This window comes from Zunongwangia sp. HRR-M8 (assembly GCF_027594405.1).
Taxonomy (GTDB): Bacteria; Bacteroidota; Bacteroidia; order Flavobacteriales; family Flavobacteriaceae; genus Zunongwangia.
Genome location: NZ_CP115161.1, coordinates 2712795 through 2726224, shown reverse-complemented (window position 1 = coordinate 2726224; position 13430 = coordinate 2712795). Strand labels below are relative to the sequence as shown.

Here is a 13430-nt window from a genome sequence, read left to right as displayed (position 1 = left end):
TTGATTCAAAATAAGAAGGCAATGAGAACTATAATTTTATTCAGTTTATGTTTAATGATTTCAGGCTTAGGTTTTGCACAACAGCCTGAAAATGTAGAAAAAGGAGATACATTTACTTTAAAATCATCAAGTAATGTAAAATTCCAATCTTTAAAACTTCCGAAGCTTAATTTTTTAGTTAAACAGGGAGAGCGACCAAATTATAAGAAACTTAATGGTCTTGAAGTAGAAGTTGTTTCTTTAGAAGAGACTAAAAAAGGAACTTATGCGGTCTTAAAAAGAACTGATGATAAAGACTTTTTTATCCATCGTAAAACATTAAAAGCCAATTTAGAAAAAGCTTTTAGTTACGGAGAGTTAGAGTAGATTATTTTTTCCAAACTAAAAAGGAGTATAGTTTTAATTATACTCCTTTTTTATGCGGTCTAATTTCCGTTTGTTGTCTCTATCCTTTAAAGTTTCACGTTTATCATAGAGCTTTTTACCTTTAGCTAAGGATATTTGTAATTTAGCAAGGCCGCGATCATTTATAAAAAGGCGAAGCGGAATGATCGTTAAACCACCATTTTTTACTTCTTTCTCTAATTTTCTAAGTTCTCTTTTTTGTAATAAGAGTTTACGTTCACTTTTTGGATTGTGATTAAAATGCGTCGCGTGCGAGTATTCTTCTACATGCATGTTAATTACATATAGCTCGCCATCCTGAAATTCGCAAAAACTCTCGGCAATTGAAGCTTTACCCTGTCGAATAGCTTTTATTTCAGTTCCGGCTAATTTTATTCCTGCGACATATTTATCCAGAAATTCATATTGAAATTTAGCCTTACGGTTTTTTATATTGATTGTGTTTGCCTGCTTCATAGTCAGCAAAAATACTAAGCTTTAAACGAATATTGGGTCTTTTTACAAAAATCGTAACAAACAAAAGTAATAAATCTGGTCGATTTCAATTCAAATATAAGTCTGCTGAAAGGATTTACTATATTTGCCGACAATTTTAGTCTATGAGAAAAAATACCCTACTTATAATTGTTATCCTATTTATTGTTTCCTGCAATCAAAAAAAACTTAGCCCTGCTCAAATTGTAAATAAAGCCATAGAAGCTTCTGGAGGAGATAATTATAAAACTGCAGAAATAACATTTCAGTTTAGAGATAAAAAATATAGAAGTAAACGGAAAAATGGAGAATATCAGTTGGAACGTTTTCAGATAGATTCTTTAGGAAACAATATTGCAGATCGTTTAAGTAATGAAGGTTTTGTAAGAATTGTAAATGATAGCACAGTTTCTTTATCTGATCGTGAAATTAAAAAGTACTCCAATTCAGTAAATTCAGTTCATTATTTTGTGCAATTACCTTTTGGACTTGAAGGCGATGCTGTAAACAAAGAATTAATCGGTAAGGATAGCATTAAAAATAAGGAATATTACGAAATTAAAGTAAGCTTTGATCAAGAAGGTGGCGGCACCGATTACGAAGATGAATATATGTATTGGATAAACACCGATTCTTTTACAGTAGATTATCTGGCCTATAGTTATCATGTAAATGGCGGTGGGATACGATTTCGAGAAGCGTTTAATCCAAGAGTAGTTAACGGATTGCGATTTGTAGATTATAAAAACTATGCTGAAAAAGATCTTTCTACGCCTTTAGAAAAGTTGGACAATCTGTATCAGGCAGGGGAACTTGAATTATTTTCTGAAATTATTACTGAAGATATTGAAGTTGATCTTTCAGAATAATTGATTTTCGATTTCTAATAAAGATTGGTAGGGATTACCTTCTAGTTGAAGTAATTTTGCAAAAGCAGGTTCGGTTTTTAAGCCTTCGTTTTTAAGTTTTATAATTTCGCTTCGGAAGTTTTTATCTTTTTCCTGAAGAATCTTATGCTCAATAACCACGTGCCGATAAGCATTTTGCTGACTTACAGGTAGATTTTGACCAAAGATCTCAATTTCAAAACAGCGAGCTTTAAAACTGCAAACGGTGGCTAATTCTGTAAATTTTGAAGTTTCCCATAATTTGAAGTCATCTTTATTACCAAAATTAGCGATTAGTTTTTCCTGAAATTCAGAATGCTTTTCTACATAGCATGAAATATCAAGGTCACTGGAAGCGATCGCAATATCTAATGGAATGGTTCCTGTAAGTACAGGCTGAAATTCGGCTAATATAGCCATGATTCTTAGATCTAAAATCTTCTTATACGCAAGCTTTTGGATTTTACTTCCAGTCCTTAAATATTCAAGATCTTTAAAATCCATATTAGCTATTTTTGTAAGCAATAATTCGCAATCGGCGATAATCGGCATACCAGCCATCTTCTTTTAAAAGTTCAGACTGTAATCTGGATTGTACTTCACTTTTGATGATGTCGCATTCATTTTCAGGAATACCTTCAAAAAAAGTTTTGCCAAACATCGAAAGCCAGTCTTTGATTCCGCTTTCAGGATCGGCCAGTTTTGTGGGACGATCATATAATTCTGCTAAGCGTACTTCGAAGCCAGCCTGTTCTAAAACCTGAGTATATTCAGAAACAGAGGGGAAATACCACAACTCGATATTGGCTTGTTTAGAATAGTTTTTTTCTAGCAGAACTTTTTTTAATGTTTGCTCGATTTTCTGTACGTTTCCTTTACCTCCAAATTCTATTATTAGTCGGCCGTTGTTCTTTAAGTTTTTAAACATGCAATTTGCTGCAGCACGGTAATTTTTCACCCAATGTAAGGTAGCGTTAGAAAAGATGGCATCGAACTTTTTAGGGAAGCTAAAGTTTGCCGCGTCGCCAACTTTGAATTTTATATTTGGAAAATGAGTTTTCGCATTTTTAATCATCGTTTCAGAAGCATCCATTCCAATAACTTCAGTACCGGCATCTGTAATTTGCTGGGTTAGCTGCCCTGCTCCGCATCCTAAATCTAAAATTCGTTCTCCTGCTTTCGGTTTTAAAAGTTCGATTAGCGAACTTCCGTAGTGAAAAACAAAATCGTGCTTTGTGTTATATAAGGTAGCATCCCATGTTGCCATGTTTTTAAATTTAGGTTTTAGAGTATCGTCTAGAGGACTCTGTTAGAAATTCCGTGTTTTGTAAAAAATAAAATTAGGCAAAAATACCGAGCTTAATTATCCAAAATAAGATTTAAGGAACGTGCGTTTTATGTTAATAAATCTCAATTAACTTCAATTTCAAAAAGCTTTAACGGGGCTTTATAAGCAAAGCCACTCACTTCGGCGTAATTTAGAAAAAAATTGAAAAGCTATGAGTACATTAATTGAAAACAAAACGATTACAACGGTTAATCCAACGACTGGTAAAAGTCTTAAGGATTATCCGTTAATGACGAATGAAGAAGCGAGTGAAGCGGTTAAGAAATGTCACGAAGCTTTTGTGAAATGGAAACATCATTCTTTAGCCGATAGAGCAGAAGTTCTAAAAAAGATAGGAAGCACATTAAAAGATTATAAAGATGAGTTCTCTAAGCTAATGAGTAGCGAGATGGGAAAACTTGTTTCCCAGGCAGAAGAAGAGATTGAACTTTGCGCAGGTATTTGTGATTATACTGCAGAAACCGGACAAAAAGAATTAGCGAATGAGCCAGAACGCAAACTTCCAGGTGGAGGACGCGGGATAATTACATATTCTCCTATTGGTGTGATCTACGGAATCCAACCATGGAATTTCCCTGCATATCAGGTTGTGCGTTATGCTATTGCTAATTTGATGGCAGGTAACGGAGTATTGCTTAAGCATGCTGAGGGTACAACAGGATCTGGTTTAATGCTTCAGGAAATTTTTGAAAAAGCCGGATTGCCTAAAAACTTATTTACCGTATTGATTATCGATCACGATCAGTCTGATGATATTATTGATAATGACTTTGTAAGAGGTGTGACTTTTACAGGAAGTCCCGACGGTGGTAGAGCTGTAGCTAAGAAAGCAGCAGGAAATTTAAAGAAAACAGTACTAGAGCTTGGTTCTAATGATGCTTATCTAGTTTTAGATGACGCAGATATCGATGTTGCTGTAAACTGGAGTGCAAAAGGTAGAACCTATAATAATGGTGAGACTTGCGTTGCAGCAAAAAGATTTGTAGTGACAGAGAAAAACTATGATGCTTTCTTAGAAGCTTTTGTCGAGAAAATGAAGAATGTAAAAATGGGCGATCCAACAGATAAAGATTCTGATATTGGACCAATGGCTCGTGAAGATCTAAGAGAGAAGTTACATAACCAAGTTGAAGAAAGTGTGAAGAATGGAGCTAAAGTGTTATGTGGTGGCGGAATTCCAGATGGTGACGGATTCTTTTACCCATCAACTGTATTGGCGAACGTAAATCCAGGACAACCTGCTTACGACGATGAATTATTTGGGCCAGTAGCATCTGTTATTAAAGCAAAAGATGATGAAGATGCGATGAGAATTGCTAATGATAGTAGATTTGGACTAGGTGGCGGAATTTTCTCTAAAGACGAGAAAAAAGCGATCGAACTAGCCGAGAAACATTTTGATACCGGAATGGTGTTTATTAACTCATTTGGTGTAGCACAACCAAATATGCCTTTTGGAGGAGTTAAAAATTCTGGTTACGGTAGAGAACACGGAGGTTTTGGTATTAAAGAATTTGTAAATACTAAGGCAATAAATATCCTAGAAGGATAATCTAAATAAAAAGACGCTGGATTTAGTTACAGCGCAATTGGTTGGAAAAAAGTCGTGATTTATATCGCGGCTTTTTTAGTTAACTGTAAGATCCTGAATAGAATTTTTTCCGTTAGGATTAATCTGTACGATAAATAATTTGCCGTGTTCAGATTCGTCAATATCAGTTTCAAAATGATCGTATCCTAAAGTGCGATTGGCAAAATATGGAGTAGTATTGGTATGACCAACTACCAATACTTTTTTACCCAATGTTGCTTTTCTGAATTCTGCTGAATTCAGGTTTTTATGGTCGTAGATTTTTATTGAAAGATTTTTACTTTCAGCAGTAGGAAGTGCTGTTTCTTTTGTTCTAATGAAATCTGAACTATAAATCGCATCAAAGTCTACTTCAGCAAAAATCATTTTCCAATGTTCAGCTCTCTGTTTTCCTTCCGCAGTTAATTCAGGGTTTTTGTTATTAGCGTCTGAAGTATTTTTTTCAGCATGTCTTATAAAATAATACGTTGTTGATTTCTCTGACTTATTTTGGCTAATATCATTCTTATTTCCGGGCGTAGTTTGGCAGGAAAACAAAAATGTGAGCATAAGCACTAATAACGTGATCGATCTGGTCATGATTTATTTGATATCTATTTCTAATAAAATCAGCTGTGTGAGCTGCTTAGTAAAGCTATTAAAATTATTATCTGAAATTAAAAGTAGGGACTGTTTACCATTCGGTAATTTTGGTCCAAAGCAAATACCTTCAATATTATCAATAATCTTATCTGTTAATTGATTTCTTACCGATTTAAAATCAAAAACTAATCTTTTTTTAGCAGAATTAAAATTGCTTTTTTTTAATGAATTTTGATTTAAAATATTAGTAGCATTTTCAGCATCAACATCAAATATCTTTACGGTATTACTTTTAGAGCCATGTCCTGCTGAATACGCACGTTCTAAAACTAAAAAGTTATCTTTTTTATATTCTAAAATTTCGGTAACGCCATTAATTGCAAAATATAACCAAGGGATTTTAGAAATTCCGTCTAGCTTATAAGCGAATTGTTTGCTGGCTTTTTTGGAATCTTTATCAAAATAAGTGATTCTGGTAAATGATTTTGTAGGGAATAATTTTGGCTTAGGCCCATCTTTTTCTAAAGGTAATTCTGTAGAAACCCAGATGCCTTTTTGATCTATCGTTTCAGTTAAACCTTCAAAGACACCGTTATGTCTTGGTTTCTGCTCGCCAGTAGCTGTAAAATGTTCTGGAATTTTAAAAGCATCTTCAAAATTTCCATTTTCGTTTAAGATAAAAATAGAAGGATCTTGTTTGTTATTAATGTTCCCTTCACTAGTGATATAAACCTTATTTTCTTCCGGTAAAAAACGAATTGATTCGGGATCTAAGGGATGATCATTAAAAAAATCAGCCGATTTTTCAATAAAAACAGCTTTATTAAATTTTACCGTATCAATTTTATTAGAAGAAATATCAACTTCAGCTTCGTAAAACCGCGCATCAGAGGGGGTATCGACTATAAGGTAATATTTGCCATTTTTATAATCGATTCCAGATAATCCGCCAACTTTAGTGCCATCTATCTTAAGATCTTTATCGATTACATATTCATCTAAAAAGCGGATTTTTAATCTATCATTTTCGATTTTATTTGTTGTGGCACAGGAATAAAAAAGGAGTCCTAAAATGGCTAAAATTGGTAATTTCTTCATCATAATTTTTTTCAGGGTAAAAATAACAAAAGCTTAAGTAAAATATGGCGAATCCTTATGATTAATCAGTTAATTCTAGTTGTACTTTTATAGTGTTAACCAGTAAAAACAAATGTTATGAATAATGATCAGTTAGAAGGAAAATGGAAGCAGATAAAAGGTGAATTTAAACAGAAGTACGGTAAAGTAACCGATGACGATGCAACCTATTCTGAAGGGAAATTTGATGAAATGCTTGGTAGATTACAGGAGAGAACCGGTAAATCTAAAGAAGAATTGAAAACTGAAATTGACAGGTGGTAATTAGGGCGGATAGTCTTAAAAAAAGAAAGGGATCGCGATTGCGATCCCTTTTTTTATGATTAATCTTTTAATTTATAAAAATTAAGATTCAGTTAATTCTTCCTGATTTCTAAATACCAAGTTATCATCAAATTCATCTAAGAGAATAATACTATCTGTGCTTATATTTCCTGAAAGAATCTCTTTCGATAATTTATTCAATACCTCTTTTTGTACGGTTCGCTTCACTGGTCTGGCACCAAATTGCGGATCGAATCCTCGTTTGGCCAAAAATTCCAATGCCTGTTCAGTAGCATCTAAAACAATATTTTGTTTTGCCAGCATCCTTTTGACACCTTTTAATTGAAGGTCAACAATTCGTTTAATGTCCTGTTGCGTTAATGGCGAGAACATTACAATATCGTCGATCCGGTTGATGAATTCTGGGCGTACACTTTGTTTTAATAAACTAAGAACTTCTGTTTTTGCAGCTTCCATGGCAGTTTCTACATCAGGGATATTTTCAAATTTATCCTGAATAATTTGGCTTCCCATATTCGAAGTCATAATGATGATGGTGTTCTTGAAATCTGCAAGACGACCTTTATTATCGGTTAATCGCCCTTCATCTAACACTTGTAATAAAATATTAAAAGTATCTGGATGTGCTTTTTCAATTTCATCTAAAAGAACTACCGAATAAGGTTTACGTCGCACTGCTTCCGTTAACTGTCCGCCTTCATCATAACCCACATATCCCGGAGGTGCACCAACCAATCGGCTTACCGAATGGCGTTCCTGATATTCACTCATGTCGATTCTAGTCATGGCCGATTCGTCATCAAATAAATACTCGGCCAGTGCTTTGGCTAACTCCGTTTTACCTACACCGGTTGTACCTAAGAATAAAAATGAACCAATAGGTCTATTTTGATCCTGTAAACCGGCACGGCTTCTACGTACTGCATCACTTACAGCTACTATCGCTTCTTGCTGTCCAACAACCCGGCGGTGCAACTCATCTTCTAGTCGAAGTAACTTTTCGCGTTCGCTTTGCAGCATTTTGGTTACAGGAATTCCTGTCCATTTAGCAACAACTTCAGCGATATCATCATTGGTAACTTCTTCCTGAATTAAAGATTTTCCGCTTTCCTTTTCTTGAACTTCTTTTTGAAGACGCTCTAATTTTTCTTGAGCATCTTTTATTTTTCCGTAACGTAATTCAGCTACTTTTCCGTAATCACCTTCGCGTTCCGCTTTATCGGCTTCAAGCTTGTATTGTTCAATTTCGGTTTTTGCATTCTGAATATTATCTACAACCTCTTTTTCATTTTTCCATTGTGCATGAATTTCGTTACGTTCTTCTTTAAGATTGGCTAAATCGGCGTGTAATGATTTTAATTTTGTTTCATCTTTCTCACGTTTAATAGCTTCAATCTCAATTTCTAGCTGCATGATTTTTCGATCTAGCACATCTAATTCTTCAGGCTTCGAATTAATTTCCATACGGAGTTTAGACGCAGCTTCATCCATCAAGTCAATAGCTTTATCGGGTAAAAATCGGTTGGTGATGTAGCGTTGCGATAATTCTACCGCTGCAATAATAGCTTCGTCTTTAATACGTACTTTATGGTGTTGCTCATACTTTTCTTTAATACCGCGCAGTATCGAAATTGCACTTTCTGTATCGGGTTCTGCTACCATTACCTTTTGGAAACGACGCTCTAGTGCTTTATCTTTTTCAAAATACTTTTGATATTCATCTAAAGTGGTCGCACCAATTGCTCTAAGCTCACCACGGGCAAGTGCGGGTTTTAAAATATTGGCTGCATCCATAGCACCCTGGCCACCACCGGCACCAACAAGGGTATGAATTTCATCAATAAATAGAACGATGTTTCCGTCGCTGCCGGTCACTTCTTTAATTACCGCTTTTAGGCGTTCCTCAAACTCTCCTTTAAATTTAGCTCCGGCAATAAGCGCACCCATATCTAAAGAGAAAATTTGTTTGTCTTTTAAATTTTCGGGTACATCGCCAGCTACAATACGATGCGCTAGACCTTCTGCAATCGCGGTTTTACCGGTACCAGGCTCCCCAACCAACATTGGGTTGTTTTTGGTTCTACGTGATAAGATTTGTAGAATTCTACGAATTTCTTCGTCACGCCCAATTACCGGATCCAGCTTCCCCGTTTCAGCTAATTGGTTAAGGTTTTTTGCATATTTATTTAAGGAGTTGTATGTCTCTTCTGCACTTTGGGAAGTTACACGATCTCCTTTTCTAAGTTCTTCAATAGCTGCTTTTAATCCTTTTTCAGTAGCACCTTGATCTTTTAAAATTTGTGCAACTTTACTAGATGATTTAAAAATAGCCAGAATTAAATGTTCTACAGAAACATACTCATCGTTCATTTTTTTGGCGATGCTAGATGCTTCATTTACTGTTTTACCGGCTTCTCGGCTCAACATAATATCTCCGCCGCTAACTTTTGGAAAACTCTGTAATGTATTATCCAGAATTTGCGTAAAAAGGTTAACGTTAATGTTCAATTTTTTCAGCAAAAATGGCGTTACATTCTCATCTACAATGGTAATCGCTTTAAACAAATGTTCATTTTCAATTTGCTGATGGCCCATCTCCTGAGCAAGCTGTTGCGCTTGCTGGATAGCCTCCTGTGATTTTATGGTAAAATTATTAAAGTTCATGGTCTTTTCTTTTTCAGATTGTAAATAGCAAATGCTATACCCTAACGATAATTAGACAAAATGGCATTATTTTTAATGAATTTTAAGACAAAACGTCATAAATGCTAATTATATATAAAACATTGTTTTTTGGGTTAAGCATTCGGGTTGAAGGTTTTATCTTTGCAAAAAAACAAGTATGGGAATTTTTGATAAAATGTTTGGTGCAGGCGATAAGGAATCGAAAAATGGATCTAAGGTGAATTGGACTGCATTAACTGATATTTCACAATTAGAAGTTGCAGAAATGGAATCTCAACACCAATTGGTGGCGATTTTGAAACACTCTACTCGCTGCGGAATTAGCCGAATGGTGTTAAAACAATTCGAAAATTCTTACGATATTCCTGAAGATGCAGAGGTGAAATTATACTTTTTAGACCTCCTAAGTCATCGTGATATTTCTAACGAAATTGCAGAAAGATTTAAGGTAAGACACGAGAGTCCACAGCTCATCGTACTTCAGGGCAAAAAAGTTGTTCATCACAGTTCGCATCAAGATATACAAGTGCAGAATATTAAAGATTTTTTATAAAATTTGAATAATTAGTTTTTTTAATTTAATTTTAGAAACCATTGTTAAACATTATTAATCAATCTGGCAAAAATTATGATCATTCGTAATTTTGAACAGACGAAAAAGATTAATCAAAGTTATGGATAAAGAGATAGATTTTAAGGAACTTGAAAAAAGATGGGAAGCCATCAAAAAGAGTCAAGAAACCAATAGAGAAGATCGAGAATTCCAAGACCACAGCGAAGCAAATCTTCCAGAGGATAGAAAGAGTGGTGGAAGCATCGACGATAAAAAAGCTTTAGAAGCTACTATGCGCGAGTCGAGAGAATTTCGAAGCTATAGTAGAATCGGATAAATAAAAAAAGCTGCCAAATTTGGCAGCTTTTTTTATTTATATACTAAAGTTATATTACTTCTTTTTAGGTTCAAAAACTGGTAATAATTTGGTGTTAATTTCACCAAAACCTATTCTTATGCTTTCATTTTCGCAGTGTCCACGCATAATTACGGTGTCATTATCTTTAATAAAACTGCGTGAACTGCCATCTGCTAGAGCTATAGGCTTTTCACCTTTCCAGGAAAGTTCCAGCATACTACCATAAGTATCTGGTGTTGCTCCTGAAATGGTTCCTGAAGCCATCATGTCGCCAGAATTTACCGGGCATCCATTAATAGTGTGATGCGCCAATTGTTGGCTCATATTCCAATACAAGTATTTATAGTTTGTTTTAGAAAGTAAATTTTCAGCTCCGTTCTCTGGTTTTAAATATACTTCCAGTTTTATATCAAAACTTTTATTTCCAGTATATTTTAGATAGGACATCAACTCTTTTTCAGGTTTTGGTCCTTCAGTTCTAAAGGGTTCTAAAGCATCCATGGTAACGATCCATGGCGAAATAGAAGAGGCAAAGTTTTTGGCTAAAAATGGGCCTAGTGGAGCATATTCCCATTTTTGGATATCGCGTGCGCTCCAATCATTAAACATTACCATTCCAAAGATATATTCTTCAGCTTCATCCACAGGGATTGGTTCTCCCAGCAAATTGGCATCGGTGGTAATAAATGCCATTTCCATTTCAAAATCTACTTGCTTAGAGGGACCAAATACTGGTTCGCTTGCACCTTCAGGCATTGTTTGTCCTTTAGGACGATGAATCGGGATGTGACTGGTTACTATTGAGGAACTTCTACCATGGTAACCTACAGGAATGTGCAGCCAGTTTGGTAATAACGCATTTTCTTTATCACGAAACATACTGCCTACATTTGTAGCGTGCTCTTTACTAGAGTAAAAGTCGGTGTAATCACCAACCTGTACGGGCATTTGCATTTCTATTTCATCTAAAGTGAATAGAACCACATTGCGATGTTCCTGATTATTTTTTAAAGTTTCGTTCTTCTCGTCAAAAATCTCAGCAATACGATTTCTAACCAATCGCCAAGTTTTTTTACCATCAGAAATAAAATCATTTAAAGTATCCTGAAGAAAAATATCATCGGTTAAAGGAATACCTTCAAAATAGCCTAGTTGATGTAATGCACCAAGGTCGATCGCAAAATCCCCAATTCTGGTTCCGATAGTGATAATATCATCTCTGGTTAAAAAAACACCAAAAGGGATATTCTGAATTGGAAAATCGGTATCCTTTGAAATATCTAGCCAGGTTTTTCTGTTAGGATCGTTTGCGGTAATAGACATATAAAAATGAGAATTTGTTAAAATCTAGTTGATTCAAATATATTATTTTCCTGTAATTAACCGAATGTATTTATTACTTTTGATTAATATTTAACGTAAATAATTAAGATGCAACGAGATACACAAATTTTTGATCTAATCGAGAAGGAGAAAGAACGTCAACTGCATGGTTTAGAGCTTATTGCGAGTGAAAACTTTGTTAGTGATCAGGTAATGGAAGCTGCCGGATCTGTACTTACCAATAAATACGCAGAGGGATATCCCGGTAAAAGATATTACGGTGGATGTGAAGTTGTAGATGAAGTAGAGCAGTTAGCCATCGATCGCTTAAAGGAACTTTTTGGAGCAGAGTATGCAAATGTGCAGCCACATTCTGGATCACAAGCCAATACTGCAGTTTTCCAGGCATGTTTAAAACCAGGTGAGAAATTCTTAGGTTTTGATCTTTCTCACGGTGGACACTTAACACATGGTTCTCCTGTAAATTTTTCTGGTAAATTATACGAACCTGTATTTTATGGAGTAGATAAAGAAACCGGACTTATCGATTATGATAAAGTAGCTGAAATTGCAGAAAAGGAAAAGCCAAAAATGATTATTGCTGGTGCCTCGGCTTATTCTCGTGAAATTGATTATAAACGCTTTAGAGAAATTGCAGATAGTATTGGTGCTATTTTGTTTGCCGATATTGCACATCCTGCCGGGCTTATTGCAAAGGGCGTAATTGGAGACCCAATGCCACATTGCCATATCGTAACTTCTACAACTCATAAAACACTTCGTGGGCCAAGAGGTGGAATTATTATGATGGGTAAAGACTTTGATAACCCATTTGGTTTGAAGTTGAAGAACGGAAATCTTAAAAAGATGTCTTCACTTTTAAATAGTGCCATCTTTCCAGGAAACCAGGGAGGGCCTTTAGAGCATATTATTGCTGCAAAAGCAGTAGCCTTTGGAGAAGCTCTTACAGATGAGTTTTTACATTATGCTGTGCAGGTTAAGAAAAATGCTAAGAAAATGGCGGAGGCTTTTGTTGAAAAAGATTATCAGATCATTTCTGGCGGAACCGATAACCATTCTATGCTTATCGATTTAAGAAACAAAGAAGTAAGTGGTAAAGAAGCGGAAGAAGCGTTGACTAAAGCCGATATCACAGTAAACAAAAACATGGTACCTTTTGATGATAAATCACCTTTTGTAACTTCAGGAATTAGAATTGGTACTGCGGCGGTAACCACTAGAGGATTGATTGAAGAAGATATGCCTAAGATTGTAGAATTGATTGATAAAGTAATTAAGAATATCGATAATGATGCAAAATTAGCTGAAGTAAAATCTGAAGTAAATTCTTTAATGCACGGTCGTCCGTTATTTAAAGCTTAAGCGATATTTGTCAATATTATAAAAAAAAGCTACCAATTTGGTAGCTTTTTTTGTTCGTTTATAATTTCATCTTACGCGTTAGGTAAAAACCTAAAAGTAAAAATGCTCCGGGAGTAAAGAATAAACTGGCAATATATCCTAAATCATCGTTTAGTACCGTATAAGCTTCGAATAAGTTACCTATTAGAAAACCAAAACCGACACCCATTAAAACAAGTGACAAATTAAGTAGGATAACTGCCCAAACAGGTGATGATCTATCTTTTCTTACTTTAAATATCGAAGCATCTTTATCATTTTCGATAAGCGCAAGACGTTCTTTATTTCTCGTTTGAAAAAAGAGGAAGAAAATACCAAAGATGCAGGCAAAAAGGGAAATACATATAATAACAGGTTCCATATTTTTAATTTTATATGAT

15 protein-coding genes are annotated in these 13430 nt (G+C 34.9%); 7 read left to right on the top strand and 8 right to left on the bottom strand.

Going from position 1 to position 13430, the window contains the following annotated elements; all coding sequences use genetic code 11:
* Positions 1–21 precede the first annotated feature (21 nt).
* Entirely contained in the window at positions 22–366 is a 345-nt protein-coding gene (locus PBT89_RS11735; RefSeq protein WP_270062074.1) for a hypothetical protein, read from the top strand.
* 33 nt (positions 367–399) lie between these two features.
* Here the strand turns inward: PBT89_RS11735 and smpB are convergent, their stop codons facing one another.
* Positions 400–861, bottom strand: a complete 462-nt coding sequence (gene smpB / locus PBT89_RS11730; protein WP_270060703.1) for an SsrA-binding protein SmpB — start codon at positions 859–861, stop codon at positions 400–402.
* Between the two features lie 143 nt (positions 862–1004).
* Here smpB and PBT89_RS11725 point away from each other — a divergent pair, with 143 nt between their 5' ends.
* Complete coding sequence (locus PBT89_RS11725) at positions 1005–1748, top strand: DUF6503 family protein (RefSeq protein WP_270062073.1); 744 nt, start codon at positions 1005–1007, stop codon at positions 1746–1748.
* Here PBT89_RS11725 and PBT89_RS11720 read toward each other — a convergent pair.
* Both PBT89_RS11720 and PBT89_RS11715 read right to left on the bottom strand, forming a co-directional pair.
* On the bottom strand, positions 1740–2270 hold the full coding sequence (locus tag PBT89_RS11720; protein WP_270062072.1) for a DUF4269 domain-containing protein: 531 nt from the start codon (positions 2268–2270) through the stop codon (positions 1740–1742). The genes PBT89_RS11725 and PBT89_RS11720 overlap by 9 nt on opposite strands.
* A 1-nt stretch (position 2271) precedes the next feature.
* Entirely contained in the window at positions 2272–3033 is a 762-nt protein-coding gene (locus tag PBT89_RS11715) for a class I SAM-dependent methyltransferase (RefSeq protein ID WP_270062071.1), read from the bottom strand.
* A 232-nt stretch (positions 3034–3265) separates the two neighbouring features.
* On the opposite strand from PBT89_RS11715, the gene PBT89_RS11710 reads away from it, so the two are divergent.
* Positions 3266–4666, top strand: coding sequence for an NAD-dependent succinate-semialdehyde dehydrogenase (locus PBT89_RS11710; protein WP_270062070.1), 1401 nt, complete (start codon positions 3266–3268; stop codon positions 4664–4666).
* Between the two features lie 75 nt (positions 4667–4741).
* Here the strand turns inward: PBT89_RS11710 and PBT89_RS11705 are convergent, their stop codons facing one another.
* Positions 4742–5284 carry a phosphoglycerate mutase family protein gene (locus PBT89_RS11705; protein WP_270062069.1) on the bottom strand — a complete coding sequence of 181 codons (543 nt, stop codon included), beginning with the start codon at positions 5282–5284 and terminating at the stop codon, positions 4742–4744.
* 3 nt (positions 5285–5287) lie between these two features.
* The gene (locus tag PBT89_RS11700) at positions 5288–6388 is read right to left on the bottom strand and encodes an esterase-like activity of phytase family protein (RefSeq protein WP_270062068.1); all 1101 of its coding nucleotides are present in this window, start codon (positions 6386–6388) and stop codon (positions 5288–5290) included.
* 114 nt (positions 6389–6502) lie between these two features.
* Here PBT89_RS11700 and PBT89_RS11695 point away from each other — a divergent pair, with 114 nt between their 5' ends.
* Complete coding sequence (locus tag PBT89_RS11695; protein ID WP_270060709.1) at positions 6503–6688, top strand: CsbD family protein; 186 nt, start codon at positions 6503–6505, stop codon at positions 6686–6688.
* Between the two features lie 81 nt (positions 6689–6769).
* Here PBT89_RS11695 and clpB read toward each other — a convergent pair whose 3' ends face one another.
* Positions 6770–9373 (bottom strand): ATP-dependent chaperone ClpB, encoded by a 2604-nt coding sequence (clpB, locus tag PBT89_RS11690; protein WP_270062067.1) that lies wholly within the window; start codon positions 9371–9373, stop codon positions 6770–6772.
* A gap of 178 nt (positions 9374–9551) precedes the next feature.
* On the opposite strand from clpB, the gene ytxJ reads away from it, so the two are divergent.
* Both ytxJ and PBT89_RS11680 read left to right on the top strand, forming a co-directional pair.
* Complete coding sequence (ytxJ, locus tag PBT89_RS11685; RefSeq protein ID WP_270062066.1) at positions 9552–9947, top strand: bacillithiol system redox-active protein YtxJ; 396 nt, start codon at positions 9552–9554, stop codon at positions 9945–9947.
* A 121-nt stretch (positions 9948–10068) separates the two neighbouring features.
* Entirely contained in the window at positions 10069–10284 is a 216-nt protein-coding gene (locus PBT89_RS11680; RefSeq protein WP_270062065.1) for a hypothetical protein, read from the top strand.
* 54 nt (positions 10285–10338) lie between these two features.
* Here PBT89_RS11680 and fahA read toward each other — a convergent pair whose 3' ends face one another.
* On the bottom strand, positions 10339–11628 hold the full coding sequence (gene fahA, locus PBT89_RS11675; protein ID WP_270060712.1) for a fumarylacetoacetase: 1290 nt from the start codon (positions 11626–11628) through the stop codon (positions 10339–10341).
* Positions 11629–11736: 108 nt separating this feature from the next.
* On the opposite strand from fahA, the gene glyA reads away from it, so the two are divergent.
* On the top strand, positions 11737–13011 hold the full coding sequence (glyA, locus tag PBT89_RS11670; protein ID WP_270062064.1) for a serine hydroxymethyltransferase: 1275 nt from the start codon (positions 11737–11739) through the stop codon (positions 13009–13011).
* 58 nt (positions 13012–13069) lie between these two features.
* Here the strand turns inward: glyA and PBT89_RS11665 are convergent, their stop codons facing one another.
* Positions 13070–13411, bottom strand: coding sequence for a DUF6249 domain-containing protein (locus PBT89_RS11665; protein WP_270062063.1), 342 nt, complete (start codon positions 13409–13411; stop codon positions 13070–13072).
* Positions 13412–13430 lie beyond the last annotated feature (19 nt).